The organism is Leifsonia sp. PS1209, assembly GCF_012317045.1.
Lineage (GTDB): Bacteria > Actinomycetota > Actinomycetes > Actinomycetales > Microbacteriaceae > Leifsonia.
Map to the genome: position 1 here is coordinate 603070 of NZ_CP051154.1, position 25488 is coordinate 628557.

20 protein-coding genes and 2 tRNA genes are annotated in these 25488 nt (G+C 69.8%); 13 read left to right on the forward strand and 9 right to left on the reverse strand.

The annotated features are described in order from the left end of the window. Positions 1 to 29: 29 nt before the first annotated feature. Positions 30 to 1667, reverse strand: coding sequence for a glycoside hydrolase family 13 protein (locus HF024_RS03040; RefSeq protein ID WP_247597403.1), 1638 nt, complete (start codon positions 1665 to 1667; stop codon positions 30 to 32). Positions 1668 to 1875: 208 nt separating this feature from the next. Then, the gene (locus HF024_RS03045; protein ID WP_168688593.1) at positions 1876 to 2940 is read right to left on the reverse strand and encodes a LacI family DNA-binding transcriptional regulator; all 1065 of its coding nucleotides are present in this window, start codon (positions 2938 to 2940) and stop codon (positions 1876 to 1878) included. A 219-nt stretch (positions 2941 to 3159) separates the two neighbouring features. Here HF024_RS03045 and HF024_RS03050 point away from each other — a divergent pair, with 219 nt between their 5' ends. The 4 genes from HF024_RS03050 to HF024_RS03065 are packed head-to-tail and all read left to right on the forward strand — an operon-like array spanning position 3160 to position 8822. Further along, positions 3160 to 4371, forward strand: a complete 1212-nt coding sequence (locus HF024_RS03050) for a maltose ABC transporter substrate-binding protein (RefSeq protein WP_168688594.1) — start codon at positions 3160 to 3162, stop codon at positions 4369 to 4371. Between the two features lie 4 nt (positions 4372 to 4375). After that, entirely contained in the window at positions 4376 to 6091 is a 1716-nt protein-coding gene (locus tag HF024_RS03055) for an ABC transporter permease subunit (protein ID WP_247597278.1), read from the forward strand. Further along, positions 6091 to 6978: a sugar ABC transporter permease gene (locus HF024_RS03060; protein WP_085368705.1), complete on the forward strand. Its 888-nt coding sequence runs from the start codon at positions 6091 to 6093 to the stop codon at positions 6976 to 6978. The genes HF024_RS03055 and HF024_RS03060 overlap by 1 nt, the downstream gene beginning before the upstream one ends. After that, the gene (locus HF024_RS03065) at positions 6975 to 8822 is read left to right on the forward strand and encodes a glycoside hydrolase family 13 protein (protein WP_168688595.1); all 1848 of its coding nucleotides are present in this window, start codon (positions 6975 to 6977) and stop codon (positions 8820 to 8822) included. Before HF024_RS03060 ends, HF024_RS03065 begins: the two co-directional genes overlap by 4 nt. On the opposite strand, the gene HF024_RS03070 is transcribed toward HF024_RS03065, so the two are convergent. Continuing rightward, positions 8819 to 9655: a pentapeptide repeat-containing protein gene (locus HF024_RS03070; protein WP_168688596.1), complete on the reverse strand. Its 837-nt coding sequence runs from the start codon at positions 9653 to 9655 to the stop codon at positions 8819 to 8821. The genes HF024_RS03065 and HF024_RS03070 overlap by 4 nt on opposite strands. Before the next feature lie 121 nt (positions 9656 to 9776). On the opposite strand from HF024_RS03070, the gene HF024_RS03075 reads away from it, so the two are divergent. The 4 genes from HF024_RS03075 (at position 9777) to uvrA (ending at position 13729) form a co-directional block, all read left to right on the forward strand. Beyond that, positions 9777 to 10733 carry an aldo/keto reductase gene (locus HF024_RS03075; protein WP_168688597.1) on the forward strand — a complete coding sequence of 319 codons (957 nt, stop codon included), beginning with the start codon at positions 9777 to 9779 and terminating at the stop codon, positions 10731 to 10733. Between the two features lie 127 nt (positions 10734 to 10860). Beyond that, positions 10861 to 10932 (forward strand) — tRNA-Thr (locus tag HF024_RS03080). Between the two features lie 31 nt (positions 10933 to 10963). After that, positions 10964 to 11037 (forward strand) — tRNA-Met (locus HF024_RS03085). 181 nt (positions 11038 to 11218) lie between these two features. After that, complete coding sequence (gene uvrA / locus HF024_RS03090; RefSeq protein WP_168688598.1) at positions 11219 to 13729, forward strand: excinuclease ABC subunit UvrA; 2511 nt, start codon at positions 11219 to 11221, stop codon at positions 13727 to 13729. 98 nt (positions 13730 to 13827) lie between these two features. Here uvrA and HF024_RS03095 read toward each other — a convergent pair whose 3' ends face one another. Next, a complete protein-coding gene (locus tag HF024_RS03095; protein ID WP_168688599.1) occupies positions 13828 to 14274 on the reverse strand; it encodes a MarR family transcriptional regulator in 447 nt (148 codons plus the stop codon). Between the two features lie 50 nt (positions 14275 to 14324). Here HF024_RS03095 and HF024_RS03100 point away from each other — a divergent pair, with 50 nt between their 5' ends. After that, positions 14325 to 15101, forward strand: a complete 777-nt coding sequence (locus tag HF024_RS03100; RefSeq protein WP_168688600.1) for an alpha/beta fold hydrolase — start codon at positions 14325 to 14327, stop codon at positions 15099 to 15101. 15 nt (positions 15102 to 15116) lie between these two features. Here the strand turns inward: HF024_RS03100 and HF024_RS03105 are convergent, their stop codons facing one another. Further along, positions 15117 to 15965, reverse strand: a complete 849-nt coding sequence (locus tag HF024_RS03105) for an endo alpha-1,4 polygalactosaminidase (RefSeq protein ID WP_247597279.1) — start codon at positions 15963 to 15965, stop codon at positions 15117 to 15119. A gap of 123 nt (positions 15966 to 16088) precedes the next feature. On the opposite strand from HF024_RS03105, the gene HF024_RS03110 reads away from it, so the two are divergent. From HF024_RS03110 to HF024_RS03120, 3 genes are all read left to right on the forward strand, one after another. Further along, on the forward strand, positions 16089 to 16886 hold the full coding sequence (locus HF024_RS03110; protein WP_168688601.1) for a hypothetical protein: 798 nt from the start codon (positions 16089 to 16091) through the stop codon (positions 16884 to 16886). 102 nt (positions 16887 to 16988) lie between these two features. Next, positions 16989 to 18356, forward strand: a complete 1368-nt coding sequence (locus tag HF024_RS03115; protein WP_168688602.1) for an NAD-dependent succinate-semialdehyde dehydrogenase — start codon at positions 16989 to 16991, stop codon at positions 18354 to 18356. A 77-nt stretch (positions 18357 to 18433) separates the two neighbouring features. Then, positions 18434 to 19786, forward strand: a complete 1353-nt coding sequence (locus HF024_RS03120) for an NAD(P)/FAD-dependent oxidoreductase (RefSeq protein ID WP_168688603.1) — start codon at positions 18434 to 18436, stop codon at positions 19784 to 19786. 10 nt (positions 19787 to 19796) lie between these two features. Here HF024_RS03120 and HF024_RS03125 read toward each other — a convergent pair whose 3' ends face one another. Both HF024_RS03125 and HF024_RS03130 read right to left on the reverse strand, forming a co-directional pair. Beyond that, on the reverse strand, positions 19797 to 20804 hold the full coding sequence (locus HF024_RS03125; protein ID WP_210724012.1) for an agmatine deiminase family protein: 1008 nt from the start codon (positions 20802 to 20804) through the stop codon (positions 19797 to 19799). Between the two features lie 8 nt (positions 20805 to 20812). Continuing rightward, the gene (locus HF024_RS03130) at positions 20813 to 21811 is read right to left on the reverse strand and encodes a nitrilase-related carbon-nitrogen hydrolase (protein ID WP_168688605.1); all 999 of its coding nucleotides are present in this window, start codon (positions 21809 to 21811) and stop codon (positions 20813 to 20815) included. Between the two features lie 91 nt (positions 21812 to 21902). On the opposite strand from HF024_RS03130, the gene HF024_RS03135 reads away from it, so the two are divergent. Continuing rightward, on the forward strand, positions 21903 to 22523 hold the full coding sequence (locus HF024_RS03135; protein WP_168688606.1) for a TetR/AcrR family transcriptional regulator C-terminal domain-containing protein: 621 nt from the start codon (positions 21903 to 21905) through the stop codon (positions 22521 to 22523). A 263-nt stretch (positions 22524 to 22786) separates the two neighbouring features. Here the strand turns inward: HF024_RS03135 and HF024_RS03140 are convergent, their stop codons facing one another. Then, complete coding sequence (locus HF024_RS03140) at positions 22787 to 23710, reverse strand: aldose 1-epimerase family protein (protein WP_168688607.1); 924 nt, start codon at positions 23708 to 23710, stop codon at positions 22787 to 22789. Between the two features lie 186 nt (positions 23711 to 23896). Further along, entirely contained in the window at positions 23897 to 25414 is a 1518-nt protein-coding gene (locus HF024_RS03145) for a PucR family transcriptional regulator (protein ID WP_168688608.1), read from the reverse strand. Positions 25415 to 25488: the final 74 nt, after the last annotated feature.

Below are 25488 nucleotides of genomic sequence, written 5' to 3' on the forward strand. Positions count from 1 at the left end.
GGCGGCGCAGTTACTGGCATCTCGTGTAATTAGGCGCGCAACCAGACCGTGGTGTCCTGGGGGAGCGTGCGGCCGCTGAGCGGGGCGCTCGCGAGGAGCACCTCGCCGTCGGGGAGCGCCACCGGCGCGGAGCCCACGTTGGCCACCACGAACACATTCCCGGAACGGAATGCGAGCACATCCTCGCCCAGGTCGGCCCACTCGAGCGTGCCGAAGGCGAGGTCGTGCTCGCGGCGCGCCGCGAGGGCATCCTGATACATCGTCAGCGTCGAGCCGGCGACGCCCTCCTGGGTGTCGCGCGTGTACGACGCCCAGGATGCGGGCTGCGGCAGCCAGCTGGCCGCGCCGGGCCCGAAGCCGTAGGACGGCTCCGTGCCCTCCCATGGCAGGGGCACACGGCAGCCGTCGCGGCCGTATCGCTCGCCGTTGGTGCGGAACCACGTCGGGTCCTGGCGTGCGGAGTCCGGCAGGTCGATCGCCTCGGGAAGGCCGAGCTCCTCGCCCTGGTACAGGTAGGCCGAGCCGGGAAGCGCCAGCATCAGCGCGGTCGCAGCACGGGCGCGGCGCAGCGCGAACGCCGTGTCCGGGATGCCCGTGGACTTCGGCCCGATGCCGTGGCCCTGCAGGTTCTCGCCCTCCAGGGCGAGGCGGGTGGCGTGGCGGACGACGTCGTGGTTGGACAGCACCCAGGTGCTCGGCGCGCCGACGCTTGCGAAGACGGAGATCGAGCGGTCGATCACCGTGCGGAGCGCCGCCGCGTCCCACGGGGTCTCCAGGTAGCCGAAGTTGAAGGTCTGCTGCATCTCGTCCGGGCGCACCCAGCGGGCCAGCTTCTCCAGCGGCTCGACCCAGGCCTCGCCACAGAGCACGCGGTCGCCCTCGTACTCCTCGAGGACCTTGTGCCAGTCGCGGTAGATGGCGTGCACCCCGTCCTGAGCGAAGTACGGGGGAGTGGGCGGCTCGCTGGACGCGTGAGCGCCGATCTCGGGTTCGAGGGCGACGCCGCCCATGCTGCCGGCGTTCGCGGGAGGCGTGTAGTCGGGGAGGCCGGCCTCCTTGACCATGCCGTGCGCCACATCCACGCGGAAGCCGTCGACGCCGCGGTCGAGCCAGAACCGCAGGATGCCGCGGAACTGCTCCCACACCCACGGGTTCTCCCAGTCGAGGTCGGGCTGGGACTTGTCGAACAGGTGCAGGTACCACTGGCCGGGGGTGCCGTCCGGCTCGGTGATGCGCGTCCAGGCCGGGCCGCCGAAGATCGACTCCCAGTTGTTCGGCGGGAGGTCGCCGTTCTCGCCCTTGCCGTCGCGGAACATGTACCGCGCGCGCTCCTCGCTGCTGGGAGCGGAGGCCAGCGCGGCCTGGAACCAGGCGTGCGCGCTTGAGCTGTGGTTGGGGACGATGTCGATGATGACCCGCAGGCCCAGGCTGTGCGCGCGCTCGAGCATCGTGTCGAAGTCGGCGAGGGTGCCGAACAGCGGGTCGACGTCGCAGTAGTCGGCGACGTCGTATCCGCCGTCGTTCTGCGGCGAGGTGAAGAACGGGGACAGCCAGACCGCATCCACGCCGAGGCTGCGGAGCGCGGGGAGGCGGTGCGTGATGCCGGGCAGGTCGCCCATGCCGTCGCCGTTCGCGTCGGCGAACGAGCGCGGGTACACCTGGTAGATGACGGCGGAGCGCCACCACTCCCTGCCGGGGCTGCTCGGCGCGAGGGCGGTGCCGGGTGCGGCGCCCGTGGATGCTGCGGGGAGGGATGTGCGCTGCTCGCGCGACGATGCTGGGGACGTGATGACGATCACCTGTCTCGGAAGGGGGATGGGGTGGTTTCGGGCGATGGCGGCGCTGGGAACGGGCCGATCGACAGGGCGGTTCCGCTCAGTGTGCGGGCGGGACGGCCGTGCTGCTTCTGACGATCAACTCGTATGGGACCGGAATCGTGGCGGCATCGTCGGCGCTCACGGACATGGTAGCCGCCTCCGCCTCTGTGGACGATGAGGGCTGCGCCGAGGGCTGCAGCGACCGCATCAGTAGCTCCACCGCCTGCTCGCCCTGGCGGTCGGGGAACTGCGCGACCGTGCTGAGGCCGAAGAAGTCGGACAGGTCGTGGTCGTCGATGCCGATCACCGACACGTCGCTCGGCACGGTGAGCCCCAGGTCGCGGGCCGCGAGGATGCTGCCGATGGCCATCTCGTCCGACGCGGCGAAGATCGCCGTCGGCCGGTCGTGCGGGGCTCCGAGCAGCTGCTTCGCCGCGCCGTATCCGCCCGCGATGGTGAAATCGGCCTTGCGGTAGAGGGCGTCCTCGGCCGGGATGCCCGCCGAGGCGAGAGCCCGCTCGTAGCCGAGCCTCCGGTTGGTCGGGATGTGGAAGTCGAGGTCGAACTCGTGGCTGCCGCCGATGTGGCCGATGCGGCGGTGGCCGAGCGCGATCAGGTGCGCCGTGGCGAGCTCCGCGACGGCGACGTCGTCGATCGTGAGCGACGGCACCCCGCGCAGCGGCCCTCCGACGCCGACGAGCGGCTTGCCGATGCGCAGCAGGCGGCCCACCTCGTCGTCGGTGAGTTCGAGGGAGACGGCGATGACCGCATCCACGCGTTGCCGCAGCAGATGGTTCTCGAACACCGTGCGCCGCTCGTCGCCGCTGCCGCTCAGGTTGTAGAGCGTGAGGTCGTATCCGCGGCGCAGCAGCGCGCGTTCCGCACCCTCGATGACCGAGCAGAAGAACCACCGGTTGAGGTGCGGAACCACGGCGCCGACGTTCTTGGTGCGACCGGATGCGAGGCTCGACGCGTACGAGGAGACCACGTAGCCCAGCGTGGATGCAGCCTCAGCCACCCGCGCCCGCGTCGCATCCGAGACGTGCGCGTTCCCGCTGAGCGCCCGGGAGACGGTCGCGGTGGAGACTCCGGCGAGACGCGCGACGTCTTCGATGCCCGCCATGTTCTCCTCGCCTTCGGTCGCTGATGATCCTAGCGGCGCCCGGGACCGGGTGTGCGAGGATCGTGCAAGCGTTTCCATGATCGAGCGATCCTATGCGTGCAGCATCGCCCGCGCAAACTCGGGAGACCCGTAACATCCACGTATTCTCTGCGCTTGCAAACCGCGCGGAAGTCGGGTAACAATGAAAACGCTTGCAGCATTCCAACGAAAGGCACACCAATGACGGTGAAACCCCGCACCCTTCTGACCGCAGGCGCGGTCGCCATCACGGCGGCGCTCGCGCTCGCCGGATGCTCGGGAGGAGCCGGCTCCTCCTCGACGTCCGGCTCTGAGAGCAAGACCCCGTTGACCGTCTGGGTCGACGCGGACCGGGCCAAGGTGATGAAGGACGCAGCGGCCTCCTTCACCAAGGAGACCGGCGTGAAGGTCACTCTCGTGCAGAAGGACTTCGCCAAGATCCAGGACCAGTTCGTCGCCCAGGTCCCCACCGGCAAGGGCCCGGACATCACCATCGGCGCGAACGACTGGACGGGCAACTTCGTCACCAACGGCGTCGTCCAGCCCATCGAGCTCGGCGACAAGGCCGCCGGCTTCGAGAAGGTCGCCGTCAGCGCGATGACCTACGAGGGCAAGACGTACGGCCTGCCGTACTCGATCGAGAACATCGCGATCCTGCGCAACACCGCGCTGGCCCCTGAGCCGGCGTCGTCGTACGCCGACATGGTCTCCAAGGGCTTCGTGGTGCAGGTCGGGCCGCAGTCCGACCCGTACCACCTGTACCCGTTCCAGGCCTCGTTCGGCGCCCCCGTCTTCGGCACGGCCGCCGACGGCAGCTACGACCCGAAAAAGCTCACCATCGGTGGAGCATCCGGTGATGCTTTCGCCGCCTGGCTCGCCGAGCAGGGCAAGGCCGGGGTGCTCAGCACGTCGGTGACCGGCGACATCGCCAAGGAGAAGTTCAACTCCGGCAAGGCGCCGTACTTCCTCACCGGTCCGTGGAACGTCGCAGACGCGGAGAAGGCGGGCATCAAGCTGGCCGTCGACCCCATCCCGTCGGTCGGCAGCGCCCCCTCCGCACCGTTCGTGGGCGTGCAGGGCTTCTTCGTCAGCTCCAAGACGAAGAACAAGCTCGCCGCCAACGACTTCCTCACCAACTACATCGGCACCGAGAAGGTGCAGACCGCGCTCTACAAGGTGGGCGCTCGCCCGCCGGCGCTGACCGCGGCGTTCGACAAGGCAGCCAGCGACCCCATCATCGAGGGCTTCGGCAAGGTCGGCGCCTCCGGAGAGCCGATGCCGAACATCCCGGCGATGGGCAAGGTGTGGCAGTTCTGGGGCGTGACCCAGGCCGCCATCATCGACGGCAAGGGCGACCCGGCTGCGCTCTGGCAGAAGATGACCACCGACATCCAGACGGCGATCGCCCAGTAACCGGATGCGCGTCCCGGCCGGTCAGCAGACCGGCCGGGACGCCGCCGTGGTCGAGGAGGGCCGCGCGATGACGACAACCCAGCGAACAGCACCGGACAGTGACGAGCGGTCGCGTCCGGACGGCGGAGACGACCCCACTCCCCGCTCGAAGCGCTCCCTGCGCGCTGCGCGGGTCGCGGAGGAGGCGTCGGTCGGCGTGAAGACGCTGATCCTGAAGATCCTGCTGCTCGGCATCGTGGACGCGACCAGCCTCTACGCGCTGTTCGTCCTCTTCGCCAACAAGAGCTGGCTGCCGTTCGGCATCGTGCTCGCGGTGACGCTCGTCGTCAACTGGATCTACTTCGGCAAGCGCAAGCTTCCGGCGAAATACCTCACCCCCGGCGTGATCTTCCTGCTCGTGTTCCAGGTGTTCGTGATCGGTTACTCCGGCTACATCGCGTTCACCAACTACGGCACAGGGCACAACAGCACCAAGGAGGACGCGGTCACCGCCCTCCTGCAGTCCGCGCAGGCCAGGGTTCCTGACTCGCCCACCTACCGCCTGAGCGTCGTCGAGCGCGCAGGGCAGCTCGGGTTCCTCGTGACGGATCCGGACGGCTCCGTCGAGGTCGGCACGGCGGACAGTCCGCTCGAGAAGGTGTCCGGTGCAACGCTCGACGATGAGGGGACGGCGGTGGCCGCTCCCGGCTACCGCACCCTGAACTTCGCGCAGGTGATCGACAAGCAGGACGAGATCGCGAAGCTGAGCGTCGCCGTCAGCAGCGACCCCAACAACGGAGCACTGCGCACGTCGGACGGCAGCAGCGCCTACCTCTACCGGTCGACGCTGAGCTACGACGCCGCGGCGGGGACCATGACGGACAGCAAGACCGGCACCGTCTACTCGGACACCGGGCAGGGCGCCTTCACGGCGCCGAACGGCAAGCAGCTGATGCCCGGCTGGCAGATCACGGTCGGCTTCGACAACTTCGTGCGCGCATTCACCACCGAGTCCATCCGCGGACCGCTCCTCGGAGTGACCCTGTGGACGTTCGCGTTCGCCATCCTCTCCGTCGCGACCACGTTCGTGCTCGGCCTGTTCCTCGCGATCGTCTTCAACGACATGCGGATGCGCGGCCGCAAGTTCTACCGGATCGCCATGATCCTGCCGTACGCGTTCCCCGCCTTCCTCTCCGCCCTGGTCTGGGCCGGGATGCTCAACCCGCAGTTCGGGTTCGTCAACCAGGTGCTGTTCGGCGGGGCGGAGATCCCGTGGCTGACGAACGAGTGGCTGGCGAAGGCGAGCATCCTGTTCGTGAACCTGTGGATGGGCTTCCCGTACATGTTCCTGGTCTGCACCGGGGCGCTGCAGTCGATCCCGGACGAGTTCCAGGAGGCGGCACGCGTCGACGGCGCGAGCGCCTGGGCGTCGTTCCGGCTGATCAAGTTCCCGCTGCTGCTCGTCTCGCTCGCGCCGCTGCTGATCAGCTCGTTCGCGTTCAACTTCAACAACTTCAACCTGATCTACATGCTGACCAACGGCGGACCGCAGGATGCGAGCGCCGGCATCAACGTCGGGGCGACGGACATCCTCATCTCGATGGTCTACAAGGTGGCCTTCGTCGGCGCCAACCGCGACTACGGCCTCGCCAGCGCGCTGTCGATCATCATCTTCATCGTGGTGGCCGTCATCTCCGCGATCAGTTTCCGCCAGACCAAAGCCCTCGAGGAGCTGACCTGATGACCGCACCAGCACTGACAGCATCCCGTCGGCCGACGTTCGGGAAATGGTTCCGCGCCACAGGGTGGCGGCACGTGGTCGGCGTGGTCATGGTGATCTTCTCCGCGTTCCCGCTGGTCTACGTGCTCTCCGCATCCCTGCGCCCCGGCGGCACGCTGATGACCGCGAACGCGCCGTTCTCGGTGATCGACCCGGCCAACTACGTCACCCTGTTCCAGCTGCCGCAGCAGCCGTACGCCGCGTGGTTCGGCAACACTCTCGTCATCGGCATCGCGACCTCCGTCGGCTCCGTGTTCCTCGGGGCGCTCGCCGCGTACTCCTTCTCCCGGATGCGGTTCCGCGGACGGCGCATCGGCCTGCTGACGCTGCTCCTCGTGCAGATGTTCCCGCAGCTGCTCGCGATGGTCGCGATCTTCCTGCTGCTCGACGGCATCGGCAACGTGTTCCCCGCGCTCGGCCTGGACAGCCAGCTCGGCCTCATCATGGTCTACCTCGGCGGAGCGCTCGGGGTGAACACCTACCTGATGTACGGGTTCTTCAACACGGTGCCCACCTCCATCGACGAGGCGGCCAAGCTCGACGGCGCCGGGCACGCGCGCATCTTCTTCACGATCATCCTGCGACTGGTGGCGCCCATCCTGGCCGTGGTGGCGCTGCTGTCGTTCCTCGGCACGACCAACGAGTTCGTCATCGCGAGCACCGTGCTGATCACGCCGGAGAAGCAGACGCTGGCGGTCGGGCTGTTCCAGTTCGTGTCGCAGCAGTTCTCCGAGAACTACGGTATCTTCGCTGCTGGCGCGGTCCTCGCCGCGCTTCCGGTGATGGCGCTCTTCCTCTTCCTGCAGAAATACATCGTCGGCGGACTCACGGCCGGGAGCGTCAAATGACCACCTCGTTCCACCTGCCCCACCACGACGGCTCGCCGCTCTACGTGTCGACCCAGGAGCCGTCGCTCGGCGACCACGTGCAGGTGCGCCTCCGTATCCCGCACAGCTGGGGAGCAGTGGATGCAGTGCGCACCCGCTCCAACCCCGACCACGAGCCGCGGTTCTCCGACGCGCAGCTCGTCGCGTCCGCGGACGGCTGGGACTGGTGGGAGGCTCCGGTCATCGTCGAGAACCCGGTGCACGGCTACCGGTTCCTCATCTCCCGCGCAGACGGCGGCAAGGTGTGGGTGAACGCCACCGGCGTGCACGACATCGAGACGCTCGACTCCGAGGACTTCAAGCTCGTCGCGTTCTCCGCTCCGCCGGCGTGGGTCAAGGAGACAGTGCTCTACCAGGTGTTCCCCGACCGCTTCGCGCGCTCGGCCGCCGCGGACTCCCGGCCTGCGCCGGCGTGGGCCATCCCCGCGGCCTGGTCCGACCCGGTCGACGACGTGCCGCCTGGCCGCTCGCAGCAGTTCTACGGCGGAGACCTCGACGGTGTGATCGAGCACCTCGACCACCTGGAACGCCTCGGCATCAGCACCATCTACCTCACGCCGATCTTCCCGGGAAGCTCGAACCACCGCTACGACGCCTCCAGCTTCGCGATGGTCGACCCGCTGCTCGGCGGCAACGAGGCGCTCGCGCGTCTGACCGCCGCCGCCCACGAGCGCGGCCTGCGCGTGATCGGCGACCTCACCTCCAACCACTGCGGCGTCGGCCACGAGTGGTTCACGGCTGCGTACGGCAACCCGGATGCGCCGGAGAGCGAGTTCTTCCTCTGGCTGAACGAGGAGCACACGCAGTACGTCTCCTGGCTCGGCGTCCCCAGCCTGCCCAAGCTGAACTGGAACTCGAACGAGCTGCGCCGCCGCTTCATCGAGGGACCGGACTCGGTGGTCGGCCGCTGGCTGCAGGAACCGTACGGCCTCGACGGCTGGCGCATCGACGTCGCCAATATGACGGGGCGGTACGGGGATCAGGACCTCAACGAGTCCGTCCGCCGGATGATCCGCGCCACGATGCTCGCCGTCAACCCGGACACGATCCTGCTGGGCGAGTCGACCAACGACGCGTCGAGCGACTTCCAGGGCGACGCCTGGCACGGCGCCATGACGTACGCGAACTTCACCAGGCCGGTCTGGGGCTGGCTGTCGGAGGAGGGCAGCGCATCCAGTTACTTCGGGCTGCCGTTCGGCACCATCCCGACGTATACGGGCGGTCAGGTGTTCGCAGCGCACCGCCAGTTCACGGCCGGATTCCCGTGGCGCACCAGGCTCGGGACGATGAACGCGCTGGACACCCACGACACCCCGCGCTTCCTGACCAACGCCCGGCCGGGCACCGTGCCTGTCGCGCTCGGCCTCTCGGTGACGCTGCCCGGCATCCCCGTGGTGTTCGCCGGCGACGAGTTCGGGCTGACCGGGATCGACGGGGAGGCGTCGCGGACGCCGCTGCCGTGGGGAACGGAGCACACCACCGCCGCAGCGTCGGTCGACCTCTACGCGACGCTCATCGGCCTGCGGCGCGCGCACCCGGCACTCAATAGCGGCGGGATGCGGTGGCTGCACGTCGGAGACGACGCGCTCGTCTTCGTGCGCGAGGCGGAGGACGAGTCGGTGCTGGTGCTGGCAGCGCGGGCCGACGTGTCGTTCACGGTGGATGCTGCCGCTCTCGGTGGAGTGGCCGCCGCGACGCCGCTGGTCGGGGATGCGATCGTCTCCGGCGGAGAGGAAGGCATCCGGTTCACCTCCAGCGGACCGGCGTTCACGGCGTGGACGCTGCCGGGGGTCGGCGCGCTCTAGACCGCCCAGTGCGACGGGGCGACGAGCCCTGCGGGGAGCAGCGTGCGCGCATCCCCTTTTGCCGCGTTGACCTGCACCTGGGTGACGTAGATCGCCGTGCGCAGGTCGGCGCCGCGGAGGTTCGCGTCGCGCAGGTCGGCGCCGATCAGCTCGGCGTACGACAGGTCGGACCCGCTCAGGTCGGCGGCGATCAGGAGGGCGCCGCGGAGTTCGGCGCCGCGCAGGTCGCGTCCGGCGAGGTTCGCCCCGACAAGATCGGCGCCGGGGGCGATGCGCTGATCGCGCGGTGCAGCGGCGACGTTCGCCTCGCGGGTGAGACGGCTCGCGGCCCGCAGCAGCTCGGCGACGGGCGCCCGCAGGTCGTCCACCTCGACGCTCAGGATGCGGTGGGCGGGAGAGTCGGCGACCAGCGCGACCTCGGTGCGTGCCGCATCCAGTCGCTGTCGCAGCGGGGTCGCCGCGGGCATCAGGATGGCCTCGTCGAGGTACCAGAGCAGCTCGTGCAGCTGGCGCATGATCGGAAAAACGGCGAACATCTCGCCGCGCAGCTCCGGGCGCTCGCGCCAGTCGCCTCCGCCGAAGGTGTGCTGGGTGACCTGCTGGCCGGCCCCGAAGCAGTCGAAGACCGTGCATCCGGAGAAGCCGCGCTCGCGCAGCTCCGGGTGGATGCGGCAACGGTGGCCGTCGTCGAGGTTGACGCACGGTTCGCCTTCCGCCTTGTCGAACGCGAACTCGGAGGAGCGGGCGAACGCGAGGGCGACGCAGCAGAGGCCGACGCACCGCGCGCAATCGGCGGTCAGGTCGGCGCGATCGGGGCGCGCGGAGATCTGCATCTCTCCACAGTAGGCATCCGCCGTAACTTCTCCACATCTTCAGACGATCCCGGAATAGCCGTCAGCACTCCGCGTTAGCGTGAGAGCACCGTCAATCGACGCCATCGAAGGAGAAATACGAATGACAGCACCACGCCGCACCATCGGATCGTCCGACCTCTCGGTCTTCCCCCTCTCGCTCGGGGGCAACGTCTTCGGATGGACGGCCGATCGGGACACGTCGTTCGCCGTCCTCGACGGCTACGTGGCTGCGGGTGGCAACTTCGTCGACACGGCGGACGGATACTCGGCGTGGGTGCCCGGCAACACAGGAGGAGACAGCGAGCGCATCCTGGGCCAGTGGTTCCAGGCGCGCGGCAACCGCGACGACGTGGTGCTCGCCACCAAGGTCAGCCAGCACCCCGACTTCAAGGGACTCGCGGGCGACAACATCCTGCGCGCGGCGGACGCATCGCTCGAACGCCTCGGCTCCGACCACATCGACCTCTACTACGCGCACTTCGACGACGAGACGGTTCCGCTGGAGGAGACCGTCGCCGCGCTGTCGAGCCTGGTCGACGCCGGCAAGGTGCGCTACATCGGCATCTCCAACTACTCCCCGGAGCGCATCGAGGAGTGGTTCAGGATCACCGAGGCGGAGGGCCTGCACCGCGCGGTCGCCCTGCAGCCGCACTACAACCTGGTCGAGCGCGACTTCGAGCAGAAGTACCGCGCGCTGGCCGAGCGCGAGAACCTCGGCGTCGTTCCCTACTTCGCGCTCGCCGCAGGCTTCCTCACCGGCAAGTACCGCGACGGCGTCACGGTCGACAGCGCCCGCGCCGCCGGGGCGTCGAAGTACCTCGACGACCGCGGCCGCGCCGTCCTCGATGCCCTCGACAGCGTGGCGGCCGCCCACGACGTGTCCGTCGCATCCGTCGCCCTCGCCTGGCTGGCGGCACAGCCCACCGTCGTCGCCCCGATCGCGAGCGCGCGCACCCTCGACCAGCTCCCCGACCTCCTCGCGTCGGTGACGCTCGACCTCACCGATGACGAACTGGATGCGCTGTCCGGCGCCTCCGAGCAGCGCGACGCGGCCTGACCCACGGCATCCGGCTCGGGGTGGTCGCCGCTCCGGGCCGGGGGCGTGCGCGTGTACAAACCACCCTCGCGCAGATGGTATCCTCGTACGGTTGCCAAAAACGCGAAGCGGAAGCTGCGCAGGCTTCGCCCCCTTAGCTCATTGGTAGAGCACTTCCTTGGTAAGGAAGAGGTAGTGGGTCCGATTCCCACAGGGGGCTCCCTCCTCCCGGCACGACAGCGGGAGGCAGCGGCGGGGTAGCTCAGGTGGTTAGAGCACACGGCTCATAATCGTGGTGTCGCGGGTTCGAGTCCCGCTCCCGCTACTGGCCCCGAGATCTCGCCATCTCGGGGCTTTTTTGTGCCCGCCGGGTCGCATCCCCGTGGGTCTGGGGTCTCCCCCTACCGATTCGTCGCCCTCCCGGGGAGTATGGGTGGATCGGCTTGCGCACCTTCTCGGGCGTCGACGCTGTGAGCATCCGGCGGTGAAGGAGGGGTCGGGAGACCATGACGAATGAAGACCCGTCCGTGATTCAGCCGGATGTTCAGGTGCGAGGCGCCCGCGAGCACAACCTGCAGAACGTGGACCTCACCGTCCCGCGCGATGCGATGGTCGTGTTCACCGGGGTGTCCGGGTCGGGGAAGTCGTCCCTGGCCTTCGGGACGCTCTTCGCGGAGTCGCAGCGCAGGTACCTGGAGTCGGTCGCCCCGTACGCCCGGCGTCTGATCGACCAGGCCGGTGTCCCGGACGTCGACTCGATCACCGGAATGCCGCCGGCGGTGGCGCTCCAGCAGCAGCGCGGTGGGCGCAGCCCCCGCTCGACGGTGGGCAGCATCACGACGCTGTCCAGTCTCGTGCGGATGCTGTACTCGCGGGCCGGGGACTACCCGGACGGTCAGCCGATGCTCTACGCGGAGGACTTCTCGGCCAACACCGTGCAGGGCGCCTGCCCGGAATGCCACGGCATCGGCCGGGTGTACGCCGTCACCGAGCAGCAGATGGTCCCCGATCCCTCGCTCACCATCCGGGAGCGGGCGATCGCGTCCTGGCCGACGGCGTGGCACGGGCAGAACCAGCGAGACATCCTGGTGTCCCTGGGCTACGACGTCGACACGCCCTGGCGCGACCTGCCGCGCGAGGATCGCGACTGGATCCTCTTCACCGAGGAACGGCCGACCGCCCCGGTCTACGCGGGGTTCACTCCCGAGCAGACGCGGAGGGCGATCTCCGCGGGGATGGAGCCGAGTTATCAGGGAACCTTCGTGGGCGCCCGCCGCTACGTGCTCGACACGTTCGCCACGACCAAGAGCGCGTCGATGAAGAGGCGGGTCGCGGAATATCTCACCTCCGCCGTGTGCCCGGTGTGTCACGGCAAGCGGCTCAAGCCGGAGGCGCTCTCCGTGACGTTCGAAGGTCTCGACATCGCCGAGTTCTCCCGGCTTCCGCTGCGCGAGCTCTCCGTCCGGCTCGCAGACCTGGTGCGGAACCCGAACCAGGCGGTGGAGAAGCGCGCGGCGGCTGCCCGCCTCGCCGCCGAGCTGCTGGAGCGCCTGCGCCCCATCATCGACCTCGGTCTGGGGTATCTGTCGTTGCACCGCACGACGCCGACCCTGTCCGGAGGGGAGCTGCAACGACTGCGGCTCGCCACCCAGCTGAGTTCCGAGCTGTTCGGGGTCGTGTATGTGCTCGACGAGCCGTCGGCCGGCCTCCACCCGCAGGATGTGAACGCCCTGCTGGGCATCCTCGAGGGGCTGAAGAAACGAGGCAACAGCCTGTTCGTCGTCGAACACTCCGTCGACGTGATGCGGCACGCGGATTGGCTGGTGGACATCGGTCCAGGAGCGGGCGAGCGGGGCGGTCGTGTCCTCTACAGCGGAGCACCGGATGGCCTGGTGGACGTCGAGGAGTCGGTGACCAGGGACTACCTGTTCGGCCGGCGCGGGCTCGCTCCACGGACTCCGCGCGCGGCGACAGGGTGGCTGAAGCTGGAGCAGATCACCCGCAACAACCTGCGCGACGTGTCGGTCTCAATCCCACTCGGGGCGTTCACTGCGGTGACGGGAGTGTCCGGGTCGGGAAAGTCCAGCCTGGTCAGCCAGGTGCTGCCCGCGCTGCTCGGGGACCACCTCGGCCGCCCGGTAGACCTGGCCGACAGTGCTCCGGAATCCGACGACCTCCTCCTCGCCGACGGCCCTGAACTGCTCGAAGGCACCGTGTCCGGCGACCTTCGTGGCGTCCGCCGGGTGGTCAACATCGACCAGAAGCCCATCGGCCGCACCCCGCGCTCCAACGTCGCGACATACACGGGCCTGTTCGACCATGTCCGGCGTCGTTTCGCCGAGACCCCGGAGGCGCGCACGCGAGGCTACCGGCCCGGCCGGTTCTCCTTCAACGTGGCCGGGGGCCGCTGCCCGACCTGCGAAGGCGAGGGGGCGGTGATGGTCGAGCTGCTGTTCCTGCCATCGGTGTACACGGTCTGCCCCGAATGCCACGGCGCCCGGTACAACGACGACACGCTCGAGATCACCTGGCGTGACCGTAACATCGCCGAGATCCTCGCGCTGTCGGTGGAGCAGGCCCACGACTTCTTCGGCGGCGAGACCGAGATCATGCGCTCCCTGACGGCGCTCATGGATGTCGGACTCGGCTACCTGAGGCTGGGGCAACCGGCGACCGAACTGTCCGGCGGAGAGGCGCAACGGGTTAAGCTCGCCTCCGAGCTGCAGCGTGCCCAGCGCGCAGACACCCTGTACGTGCTCGACGAACCGACCTCCGGCCTCCACTGCGCAGACGCCGACCGCCTGATCGAACACCTGCAGAGCCTGGTGGATGCGGGAAACACGGTGGTCGTGGTCGAACTCGACATGCGCGTCGTCGCCACCGCCGACCACGTCGTCGACCTCGGCCCCGGCGCCGGAGAGCTCGGCGGGACGGTCGTCGCCGTTGGGACACCCCAGGAGGTCGCCGGTGCGGCCGCCAGCGCTTCTGCCCCGTACCTGGCGGCGGCCCTCGCTTGACGCACCGGCCTCTACCGCGCCATCCTGCTCGTCTTCGTCGTCCGGCAGCGCCCACCGAGTTCGAACCGGATGCGCTGTTCGCGGCCCCGGAGGGCTGATCACCGACGCGTGAGAATCGGCCCCGGAGACTCCTCCCCTTCCGCCGTCAGCACCTGCAGCACCGCGAGCAGCGTCGCCCGCTGATCCTCGTCGAGCGGCGCGAAGAGGTCGTCGAGCACCCCGGAGGCCACGCGGTAGCCGTCCGCCAGCGCCGCGCGGCCCGCGTCGGTCAGGGCGTGCTCGATGCGGCGGCCCCTGCCTGCCGTTCGGGCGATGAGGCCGCGGGAGACGAGGCGGGTCGCCAGGGTGCCGAAGGACTGGTCGCTCTGGAAGGTCGCAAGGGCCAGGTCGTGCCCGGATGCGTGGGGCATGCGCTCGATGGCGCGCAGCGCGTCCCATTGCACGAGGCTGATCCCGACGTCGCGCAGGGCGGCGTCCATCGTGCGGTGGTTGCGGTACTGCGCGCGCTTGATCGTCTGGCCGAGCACTTCCAGGTTCGTCGTCACAGTGCTAGCGTATCAACATCCGTAAATAAACATGTTGATTTAGGAGCATGATGAGCATTTCCCCGTTCGAAGACCTCCCTCTCGTCCAGGCCGGCGACCCCGCGTCGCGCACGGCGCTCGTGCTCCACGGCGGGGGCGGACCGCAGACCGTCGCTCCGATCGTCGGGCACCTCGCGCCGACCATGCACGCTGTCGCCCCGACGCACCCGGGGTGGGAAGGGACGCCGCTTCCCGCATCCATCGCCTCCGTCGCCGACCTCGCCTCCGACTACCTCGGGCGCCTGCTCGCCGGCGGTGAGCGGGACGTCGTGCTGATCGGCTCCTCCATCGGCGGCTGGCTCGCCCTCGAGATGGCGGTGCAGGCCGCCGCGGACGAGCGGTACGCCGGCCTGATCGGCGCCGTGGTCGATATCGACGGTGTCGGGGCGATGGTGGACGGCGAGCCGGTCGCGGACTTCTTCGCCCTCGACGCCCGCGGCCTCGCCGAGCTCGCCTGGCACGATCCGGAGCGCGGCTACCGGGATCCCGCTCTGACGACAGACGCGCAGCGCGCCGTGCAGCAGTCGAACGGTCGCACGATGGCCGCCATCGCGGGCGCCGGGATGAGCGACCCTGCCCTGCTCGGCCGGCTCGGCGGCATCCGGGTGCCCACCCTGATGGTGTGGGGCGAGAGCGACCGGATCGTGACCCCGGCATACGGACGGGCGGTCGCCCACGCGATTCCCGGTGCGCAGTTCGCCGAGATCCCCGCAGCTGGGCACCTTCCCCACCTGGAAGCGCCCGCAGCGACGTGGGCGGCGATCGACCCGTTCCTCGCGCGGTCCTGACGCTCCCGCCCCGACTCAGCAGCTGCGGTACACGTACCCGTCGTCGTCGGGGGTGACGAGCGAATGGTCCCGCAGAATCATGGTCTGCGGTCGCTCCGAACTCGAGCACGCGCGACCGAACGCATCCTCGCCGAGTTCGTCGGTGTACTCGATGTCCAGCACCACGGGGTAGACGTCGGTGTACGACTCGCACTCGGAGAACTGGAAGCACGACTCCGTCACCGCGAAGTCGTACCCGGCGGCCTTCAGCTCGACCGACTGATCTGCCGTGTTCTTCTGCGCGATCGCCAGGCCGGCGTCGTGGGCGATCCGGGCGTAGTCGGCGGCGAGAGCGAGGTTGTCCTTGACCGAAAGGGCGCCGTCGGAGCGCGTGTACGAGTCGAGGTTGTCGATCTCGACAGCGGAGAAGCCGCTGTCCGCACACCCGCGGATCCACGTCCCGACGATCGCGGCGAGCGACTCTCGTTTGTCCTCTGTCGAGGTGTCGAAGATGTACTCGTCCGGCCATCCTTCGTCGACGAGCGGACCATCCGGTGTCTGCACGACCAGCTCGGGATGCTCGGCCGCGAACGCCTTCGACGCGTCCGGCTGCGTCTGGAACCCGTTGACATAGCAGATGTCGTAGCCGGCACCCGACGGTTCGGATGTGCGGTCGCGCTCGACGACGGTCACCCCCTCGGGCGGCGTGTACGCACCGCCCAGCTGGTAGTCGAACCGGGCGCCGGCTGCGGGCAGTGCAACGGCCGGATGCGCAGGGGCCGGATGCGCTGAGGTCGCTGCTTCGCCCTCTCCGGACGCAGCACAGCCGGTGAGGACGAGCGCCGCGGCGGCGAGGAGGAACGCGGGCACGGTACGAAAGGTCACTCGTTCTCCAGATCAGTGGCGATGGGGAGAATCACGATACAGGGCCCCGCCGGGCATCTCGGGTAGCGTGGAGGTGTCCGTGCGCCGCGACCCGGCGGCGCTCGTCTCGCGGGGGAGAATCTGGTGAAGACACGTCGTCGGTCCGTTTTCGTTGTGTGCGTGCTGGCGGTGGGGGCGTCATTCCTCGCCGGATGTTCCGCGACGGGGCGCACAGCGGGAACAGACCCAGGCGCAAGCACCGGCCCGAGCGCGGGCGCGAGCGCCTCGGAGCGCACATACTCCGCCCGCGATCTCGCGAACATCCTGGACAGGGCGGGCACCGCGCTCGGCGTCGACGGCACCCTTGTCACCGACAGCGAGCTGAAGGACGCAGCCGCGAAGGTGGGCGGGGCCGCCGGACTCGCCCAGCTGCTCGGCGGGTCGAACGTCACGTACTCTCCGCAGGCGTGCGGCGACCTACTGGCGACGGCGATGCAGGGCGGGGTGCCCGAGGATGCGATCGCCGCGCAGTTCCGCACCTCCACGGGCGCGGCGACGGCCGCATCCTTCGCCGGCAAACCGCTGACCTCCGCGCAGAAGGCGTCGTGGACCACCACCGTCGACAGCGTGCTCGACCAGTGCGGCACGGTGTCGCTGTCGTTCGAGGTCGCGGGCAAGTCGGTCTCCGCGAAGGTCACGACGGCGAAGGCCACCGCCACGACCACCGCGGATACCACCGTCGGACTGCGCCAGACGATGTCCATCGAGGCTGCAGGGCAGAACCTGTCCGCGGTGAGCACCGTCGTCCAGGCCGTGTGGGGCAACCTGCTGATCTCGGCCACCACGATCGCGACAGACCAGACGACCGACGCCCAAGCACAGGCCAAGACGGTGACAGCGGAAGCCGCCGTGGATGCGGTCGTGGCGGCTGCGAAGCGCTGATCCCGGCCGCCGGCAATCCAGGGTGACAGGTGCGCATCCGGCGGCGCGCATCTAGTGTCGTCTCTGTCGACCATGCACCACCACACGAGAACGAGGAACGCTATGAGCTATGCCGTGACCAATCCCGCCACCGGTGAGACGGTCAAGACCTACGACACCATCAGCGATGCCGACCTGCAGGCGGCCATCGCGGCGGCCGACAACGCATACCGCACCTGGGCCAAGAGCACGACCGTCGAGGACAGGGCTGTCCTCGTGCGTCGCGTCGGTGAGCTGCACGTCGAGCGCAGGCAGGAACTCGCCGAGATCATCGTGCGCGAGATGGGTAAGCCGATCGAGCAGGCGCTGGGCGAGGTCGACTTCGCCGGCGCCATCTACGAGTACTACGCCGACCACGCCGCCGAGTTCCTGAAGGACGAGCCGATCACGCTGCTCGACGGGGACGGCTCCGCGGTCATCCGCCGCTCCGGTCTCGGCGTGCTGCTCGGGATCATGCCGTGGAACTTCCCGTACTACCAGGTGGCCCGCTTCGCAGCGCCCAACCTTATCATCGGCAACACCATCCTGCTGAAGCACGCGGAGCAGTGCCCGGAGTCCGCCGCAGCGATCGAGCAGATGATGCTCGATGCCGGCTTCCCCGAGGGCGCGTACGTGAACATCTACGCCGGTCACGACCAGATCGAGCAGGTCATCGCCGACCCGCGCGTCCAGGGCGTCTCCCTCACCGGTTCGGAGCGTGCCGGCGCGAAGGTCGCCGAGATCGCCGGACGCAACCTGAAGAAGGTCGTGCTGGAGCTGGGCGGCTCCGACCCGTTCATCCTGCTGTCCACCGACGACCTGGATGCGACCGTGCAGAACGCCGTCGACGCGCGGCTGGACAACAGCGGCCAGTCCTGCAACGCCGCCAAGCGGTTCGTCGTGGCCGACGAGCTGTACGACGCGTTCCTCACCAAGTTCACCGAGAAGCTCGCCGAGGTCGAGGCCACCGACCCGACCAGCGACGACTCGGCGCTCGGGCCGCTCTCGTCGCTCCGCGCGGCGGAGAACCTCGACGAGCAGGTCAAGCGGGCCGTGGAGAACGGCGCGACCCTGGTGCGCGGTGGAGGCCGCAACGGCGCCTTCTTCGAGACCACGGTCCTCACCGACGTGTCCGAGGACAACCCGGCTTCCAAGGAGGAGTTCTTCGGACCGGTCGCGCAGGTGTTCCGCGCTGTGGACGAGGACGACGCCGTGCGCATCGCCAACGACACCCCGTTCGGGCTCGGCTCCTACCTGTACACGACCGACCCCGCCCAGGCGGACAGGGTGGCCGACCGCATCGAGGCCGGGATGGTGTTCGTGAACGTCGTCCTCGCCGACGGCGCCGAGCTGCCGTTCGGCGGCGTCAAGCGCTCCGGTTCCGGCCGTGAGCTCGGCCGGTTCGGCGCCGACGAGTTCGTCAACAAGAAGCTCATCCGCATCGGCGGCTGAGTCCACGAACGTCGCGGCGCTCATCCATCGGCCAGGCCAGTGGATGGGCGCCGCGCCCGGTGAACGAGAGACACACCATGAGCAGCATCGAACGCGACGTCGTGATCGTCGGAGCAGGAGCATCCGGGCTGACGGCGGCCACCGAGCTGAGGAAGGCCGGGCTCAGCGTCGCGGTCCTCGAAGCGCGCGACCGCGTCGGCGGACGGCTGTGGACGGACGACGTCGACGGCGCCACCCTCGAGATCGGCGGCCAGTGGGTCTCACCCGACCAGGATGCGCTGATCGCCACCCTGGACGAGCTCGGCCTCGAGACGTACGAGCGCTACCGCGACGGCACCAACATCTACATCAGCCCCACCGGAGAGCGCCGCACCTTCGACGGCGAGATCTTCCCCGTGCCCCCGAAGACCGAGCACGAGATCGTCAGCCTGATCGACAAGCTCGACGCGCTGGTGGCGGAGATCGACCCAGACCGGCCTTGGGAGCACCCGCAGGCGGAGGAGCTGGACGAGATCTCGTTCCGTCGCTGGCTGGAGACCCAGACCGACGACGAGGAGGCCCGCCTCAACATCGGCATGTTCATCGCCGGCGCCATGCTCACCAAGCCCGCCCACGCGTTCTCCGCGCTGCAGGCGCTGCTGATGGCCGCCTCCGCCGGCAGCTTCTCGCACCTGGTCGACGCCGACTTCATCCTGGACAAGCGGGTGAAGGGCGGCCTGCAGCAGGTTCCGCTGCTGCTCGCGGAGCGCCTCGGAGACGACCTGCACCTCAACGCGCCCGTGCGCACGATGCGCTGGAACGAGGAGGGCGTGACCGCCATCGCGGACGGCGTCGAGGTGAAGGCACGGTTCGCGATCCTCGCCCTTCCGCCCGTGCTGATCAGCCGCATCTCCTACGAGCCGCCGCTGCCGCGCCTCCAGCAGCAGCTCCACCAGCATCTCTCGATGGGCTTCGTCATCAAGGTGCACGCGGTCTACGAGACGCCGTTCTGGCGCGAGGACGGATACTCGGGCACCGCGTTCAGCCCGTACGAGCTCGTCCACGAGGCGTACGACAACTGCTACGACGGCGACCAGCGCGGCACCCTCGTCGGCTTCGTGTCCGACGAGGCGGCGGATGCGGTGTTCCGCCTGTCTCCGGAGGAGCGGAAGGCGCGCATCCTGGAGTCGCTGTCGCACTACTACGGTCCGAAGGCGCTCGACACGGTGGTCTACTACGAGAGCGACTGGGGCAGCGAGGAGTGGACACGCGGCGCGTACGCCGCGAGCTTCGACATGGGCGGGCTGGCGCGCTACGGCGCCGATCTGCGCACGCCGGTCGGGCCCATCCACTTCTCCTGCAGCGACATGGCAGGCAAGGGATACCAGCACGTCGACGGCGCGATCCGGGTGGGTCGGGAGACGGCGGCGGCCATCGTCGCCCGCGCGTAGCCCGGCTCTGCTAGCGGGCTGGCTGCTGCTGCGTGATGCAGTGGATGCCGCCGCCGCGGGCGAACAGCGGGCGCGCATCCACGGTCACCACGCGACGGCCGGGGTATGCGTCGGCGAGGATGCCGGCCGCCTCCTCGTCGTTGTCGTCGCCGAAGCTGCACGCGATCACGCCGTCGTTGACGAGCAGGTGGTTGATGTAGCTGTAGTCGGTCCAGCCGTCGTCGTCGCGGAGGGTCGCGGGCGCGGGCACCTCGACGATCTCGAACGGCCTGCCCGCCGCATCCCGTGCCGCCTCCAGGGTCTCCCGGATCTCGCGCGTCACCGCGTGGTCGGGATGCTCGCTGTCGCGCTGGGTGTGCAGCAGCACGACGCCCGGCCGGGCGAACGCCGCGACGATGTCCACGTGACCGCGGGTGCCGAAGCACTCGGAGTCGCGGGTGAGGCCGCGCGGCAGCCAGACGGTGGTGGTCGCGCCGATGGTGCGCGCGAACTCCGCCTCGACCTCCGCGCGGGTGATGCCGGGGTTGCGTCCGGGATCGAGCTGGACGGTCTCGGTGGCGAGCACGGTTCCCTCGCCGTCGACGTGGATGCCTCCGCCCTCGTTCACCAGGGCGCTCGACACGATGGATGCTCCGGCCAGCGAGCCGACTACGCTGCCGATGCGCGCATCCAGGTCCCACTGCGCCCAGTCCTGGGCGCCCCAGCCGTTGAAGACCCAGTCGACGGCGCCGAGCTCTCCGTCGTCGCCGAACACGAACGTCGGGCCCATGTCGCGCATCCACGCGTCGTTGAGCGGCGCCTCGTGCAGCTCGATGTCCCCGGAGAGGTAGCGCGGGGCGATGGCGCGGTCGCGCGGGTCGATCACGACGGACACCGGCTCGAACTCGGCAATCGCGTTCGCGACGGCCGCCCAGGTGCTGCGCGCCTCCTCGGCGTCCTCGGCCGTGTCGCCGAGCGTGTATCCCGCGGTCGGGAAGGCGAGCCAGGTGCGTTCGTGCCGGGCGCCCTCGTGCGGCATCCGCCAGCTCATCGGGCGGTCCCCGCGGCCACGGTCGCGGAGCCGGTGCCGTCGGCGCCGAGCACGCCGTACGTGTCCGGGCGGCGGGTCGACAGGAACGGGAACAGCTCCAGCCAGTCGGAACGCTGCGGCAGGTCGAGGTCGACCACGAGCACGGCCTTCTCGTCCCGCGGGGCCTCGGCGAGGATGCGGCCGTACGGGTCGCTCACGAACGACGAACCGTAGAAGGTGTTGCCCGGCGTGCCGTCCGGGCGCGTCTCCGAGCCCGTCCGGTTCGGGACGACCATGAAGGTGCCGTTGGCGATGCCGTTCCCGACGATCACCTGGCGCCACAGCGGCTGCGTGTCGAACTCGGGATGGTCGGGCTCCGACCCGATGGCCGTCGGGTACACCAGCACGTCCGCTCCCTGCAGGCTGTACGCGCGTGCGACCTCGGGGAACCACTCGTCCCAGCAGGTCGGCAGCCCGAGCTTGGCCGGGATGCCCGGGATGCTGTGCACGGGATACGGCGTCTCTGCCGGTCCGGCGCGGAAGTACTTGTCCTCGTAGTATCCGGCGGTGACCGGGATGTGGAGCTTGTGGGTCTTCGCCACGATCTCACCGGTCGGAGCGACGACGATGGCCGTGTTGAGGCCGCGTCCGTCGTCGTCCCCGGTGCGCTCGTAGAGGGACGCGTGCACGAAGACGTCGTTCGCCGCAGCGGCCGCTGCCGCCCACGCGCGGGTCGGGCCGGTCTCGAGGTCTTCGGCGAGCACGTCCGCACGGCCGTCCGGCAGGGTGTCCGCCGGGTAGCGGGAGAGCGTCAGCTCGGGGAGGAAGACGATCTGCGCTCCCTCCGCGGCCGCGAGGGCGACGGCCTCGTCCAGCTCGGCGGTGAGGGCCGCGATGTCCGGCTGCCAGGCGTGCTGCACGACGCCGATGCGCAGGGGAGCGGCGTCGTCGCGGCTGCCTGCGACGCGGGCGAGGGAGGTGGGCGGGGTCGTCGCGCGGACGAGTGCGAAAGTCATCTGGGCCATCCCGTTCGAGGAACGTGCTAAAACGAATAGTGTTCGTTTATTATGCACAGGAGACGTCACCGACGGAAGAGGGGGAGCAGAGATGCCACGGCCGTCATCGCCCATCCTGAGCCCCGACCGCATCGCGGACGCCGCCATCGAGCTCGTCGACGCCGGCAAGCCGTTCGGTGTGAACGCGCTCGCCCGGCAGCTCGGCGTCACGCCGTCGTCGCTCTACAACCACGTGGACGGGCGGGATGCGATCGTCGAGCTGATGCGCGGGCGGCTGGCGGAGCGCGCCGCCATCGTGGTGCCGGACGGCCTGGCCTGGGATGCGGTGGTGGAGTACGTGGTGCGGGAGCAGCGCGCGATGTTCTCCGCGCATCCACTCGTACTGCCGCTGCTGGTCGGCAAGCCGGTCACCGATGCGACCGTGCTCGGCTACTACGAAGCGCTCGCCGAGGCGCTGCTCGACGCCGGTTTCCCCGAGGGCGACGTGCTGGTGATCGTGGCGATCCTGGATGCGTTCGCGCTCGGATCAGGGCTCGACCTGTCCGCCCCTCCGCAGGTGTGGCGGGCGCGGCAGGGAACGGCCCTCGCCCGCCTCGTCGAGAACGGCGAGCCGGGCGACGTGCGGGCCGATCGCGCCTTCGACCTCGGGGTCGAACTCCTCCTCGGATCGCTGCGCGCGCGCCTGGCAGGGCGTGACGACTTCGGGCATTGATGACCTGAAACGCCTTCATAGCGCGGACACGGTCGTAAAATTTGGCATCCGGCATGTAGGATGGACTAAACGAGACCGTGAGTAATCCGGACCTCGAACGGACGGATCGCCTGAACGGGTACGGGCACCGTCCGGATTGCGCGAGCGTCCTAGCGCCGCGTCGGTGCCCCCAGCTGTTTCGGGTTCAGCTGGGGGCATCCCTTCGTTTGCGCCAGATGCCTGCGCCAGATGCCTGCGTCAGATGCCTGCGTCAGATGTCTGCGTCAGATCCCGCGGATGGTCCATCCGGCGGTCGTGGAGGCGCCGGGGGCGAGGACGACGAGGTCGGTGCCGGAGTTGAAGGCGTCCGGCGGGCAGGTCATCGGCTCGACGGCGAGGCCGATGCGGTTCGTCGCCTCGTCGTCCGTGTCTGCCGTGTGGACTTGCACCCACGGGCAGGCGTCGTCCCAGCTCATCGCGACTCCGCTTCCGTCCGCGGCGCGCAGCCAGACCGTCGCCGTGTCCGTCTCGTCGCGCTGCAGCCCGGTGAAGGCGTGGTCGATGAAGGTGTCGCCGATCGGCCGCGGTTCGCGGAAGTCGAAGACGCCGTCTCCCTCTGCCGCCACGTCGGCGAGGCCGACCGGGATCAGGCGATCCTCCGTGACAGTGAGGACGGTGGCCGCGGGAAGGGTCAGGGTCCACTCGTCGACGCGTCCGTCGCCCGCCACCAGGTATGGATGCGGTCCGGTGCCCCAGGGGGCGTCGTCGTGTCCGGTGTTCGTCGCGGTGACCGCGGTATGCAGGCCGTCCTCGTCGAGTTCGAAGGCCACCACGACGTCGACGCGGTGCGGGTAGCCGGCCTGTGCCTCGATGGTGGCGGTGAAGGTTACGCTGCTCGCCGAGCGGTCGACGGCGGCGAAGTCGAGCCAGGTCGCGAGACCGTGCAGCGCATGACCGCGGTTCGGCTCCGTGAGTGGCAGCTGCTGCTCGACCCCGGCGAACGTGTACTTCCCGTCGACCACGCGGTTCGGCCACGGCGCGAGCGTCGCCCCGCGGTATGCCGGGCGCACCTCGTCCGCGTCGAAGGGCACGACGAGCGGCCGCCCCTTGTACTCGAGCGTGCGCAGCGATGCACCGACGGAGGCGATCGTGGCGTGGTAGTCGCCGGCGGTCAGGCCGAAATGCGTTCCGGAGAGGGGAGTAGTCATCCGTCCATTCTGTTGTACGGGCGCGTGCCGCGTACACCCGCAGCCACGAGTCTCGCATCAGGAAGGCATACGGAACGCGCTGATCCCGCGACACCGAGCATGACCCTGAGCGGGGTGGACGTTGAGCCGTCCACCCCGCTCAGTCGTGCGTCCGGAAGGTCGGGCTGGGGAGGCTGGTCGGGCCGGTCAGGCGTGCGCGGCGCGGAGCGCCGCGAAGAGGTCGGCGCGGGCGGCGAAGCTGCCGAGGTCGACGCCGAGGATGCGTTCTGCCTCCGCCACGCGCGTGCGGAGGGTGTGCCTGTGCATCCCGAGCTCGCGGGCGGCCACGTCGTAGACGCCGTTGTGGTCCAGCCAGACGAGGAGCACGCGGGGGAGGTCGGCGTCGGCCGAGCCGAGCGGGGCGATGGCCGCCGTGGCGACGGCGCGGGCGTCCGGAGTGTCCAGCAGGGCGAGCATCCCGCCGCCCGCGATGTCGTCGAAGCCGCGGAGGGGCCGGTCGGCGTCCGCCCGGTCGCGCGCGGCGGAGGCCTGCGCGAGCGCCGACGCGAGCTCGGTGAGCGGTCCGGCCGCCGAGATGCCGCCGCGGAGGTCGAAGCGGGCGGCGAGCTCCGGCAGGCCGGACGGGGCGGCATCCTCTTCGAGCACCATCAGGTCGTGCCCGTCGCGGGCGAAGAACAGTCCTGGCCGGGACTCGAGGATGTCGGCGGCGGACGCGATGGCCGTGCCGCCGAGCACGGCCACGCGCACGGGGCCGGAGGGGAGCGCGCCGAGCACCGGCTCCGCCACCGTCTCCGCGAGCGCCCTGTCTCCGGCGAGCAGCGCCCGCCACACCGCGGTGCGCAGGCGGGTCCGCGCCGCATCCGTCGCCCTGCTCTGTTCGAGAGCGAGACCGGCCAGTGCAACGACGCCGGTGACCACCTGCTGCGCGGCCTGGTCCAGCGCCGCTGACCCGACGGCGAGCACCCCGCGCAGCCGCCCGGCGGCGCCGAGGGTCTGCAGGGCGAACGTCGCGCTCGCGCTCGCGCCGTCGTCGGCGTCGTCGTCTCCCGCCCCTGCGCCACCACCTGCGCCACCACCCGTCGTCCCCGCCGCGCGGCGGCGCGCCCGCAGCAGCGGCTCGGCCGCCGTCGTGATCGCCGCGCGATCCTGCGTGGACAGTCCGCCGGGCGGATACGCCCTGTCCAGTTCGCCGTCCGCGCCGACGAGGGCGACAGGGCGGTCGATCTGCCTGGCGAGTTCCGCGAGCACCGCGCCGAGCGCATCCGGTCGGAGCGCCGCCAGCGAGATGGCCCTGGATGCGCGGAGCGCCCAGGTGTTGCGGGCGTAGGTGTCCGCCGCCACCCGATCGGCGACGAACCGCGCGATGGCGATGAACGGCGTGCGGTACGGCACCTCGAACAGCGGCAGGCCGTGGCGGGTGCAGGCGTCGACCAAGGCGTCCGGCGTCCCGGCGCGCACCACCTCCGTGCCGAAGCCGAGGCCGGCGATGCCGTGCGCGACCAGGCGGGACACGTACGGCTCGACGTCGTCCGGCGCCCCCGTGATCAGGAGCACCTGGCCGGGCGCGAGGAACGGCGTCGGGTCTTCGAGGTCGGAGCTGTGCGCCCAGTGGATGCGCGCATCCAGCTCGGCGGCCCCGCTCGGGGTGAGCAGCCGCAGCCCGAGATCCTGCCGGGCGAGCAGCTGGGCGACGGTGGCGGGCACGAGCGACTCCGATCCGCCAGTCTGTATAAAACCGGCGAGGCGATTGTACAACGTGGCTGATGGCCTGCGTCGGG

What these genes read in the sequence shown, in the direction of transcription:
- HF024_RS03135 (WP_168688606.1), top strand. Translation starts at nt 21,903, where the DNA reads ATGCCACGGCCGTCATCGCCCATCCTGAGCCCCGACCGCATCGCGGAC.
- HF024_RS03060 (WP_085368705.1), top strand. Translation starts at nt 6,091, where the DNA reads ATGACCGCACCAGCACTGACAGCATCCCGTCGGCCGACGTTCGGGAAA.
- HF024_RS03140 (WP_168688607.1), bottom strand. Translation starts at nt 23,710, where the DNA reads ATGACTACTCCCCTCTCCGGAACGCATTTCGGCCTGACCGCCGGCGAC.
- HF024_RS03045 (WP_168688593.1), bottom strand. Translation starts at nt 2,940, where the DNA reads ATGGCGGGCATCGAAGACGTCGCGCGTCTCGCCGGAGTCTCCACCGCG.
- HF024_RS03120 (WP_168688603.1), top strand. Translation starts at nt 18,434, where the DNA reads ATGAGCAGCATCGAACGCGACGTCGTGATCGTCGGAGCAGGAGCATCC.
- HF024_RS03125 (WP_210724012.1), bottom strand. Translation starts at nt 20,804, where the DNA reads ATGCCGCACGAGGGCGCCCGGCACGAACGCACCTGGCTCGCCTTCCCG.
- HF024_RS03055 (WP_247597278.1), top strand. Translation starts at nt 4,376, where the DNA reads ATGCGCGTCCCGGCCGGTCAGCAGACCGGCCGGGACGCCGCCGTGGTC.
- HF024_RS03075 (WP_168688597.1), top strand. Translation starts at nt 9,777, where the DNA reads ATGACAGCACCACGCCGCACCATCGGATCGTCCGACCTCTCGGTCTTC.
- HF024_RS03050 (WP_168688594.1), top strand. Translation starts at nt 3,160, where the DNA reads ATGACGGTGAAACCCCGCACCCTTCTGACCGCAGGCGCGGTCGCCATC.
- uvrA (WP_168688598.1), top strand. Translation starts at nt 11,219, where the DNA reads ATGACGAATGAAGACCCGTCCGTGATTCAGCCGGATGTTCAGGTGCGA.
- HF024_RS03065 (WP_168688595.1), top strand. Translation starts at nt 6,975, where the DNA reads ATGACCACCTCGTTCCACCTGCCCCACCACGACGGCTCGCCGCTCTAC.
- HF024_RS03100 (WP_168688600.1), top strand. Translation starts at nt 14,325, where the DNA reads ATGAGCATTTCCCCGTTCGAAGACCTCCCTCTCGTCCAGGCCGGCGAC.
- HF024_RS03070 (WP_168688596.1), bottom strand. Translation starts at nt 9,655, where the DNA reads ATGCAGATCTCCGCGCGCCCCGATCGCGCCGACCTGACCGCCGATTGC.
- HF024_RS03115 (WP_168688602.1), top strand. Translation starts at nt 16,989, where the DNA reads ATGAGCTATGCCGTGACCAATCCCGCCACCGGTGAGACGGTCAAGACC.
- HF024_RS03130 (WP_168688605.1), bottom strand. Translation starts at nt 21,811, where the DNA reads ATGACTTTCGCACTCGTCCGCGCGACGACCCCGCCCACCTCCCTCGCC.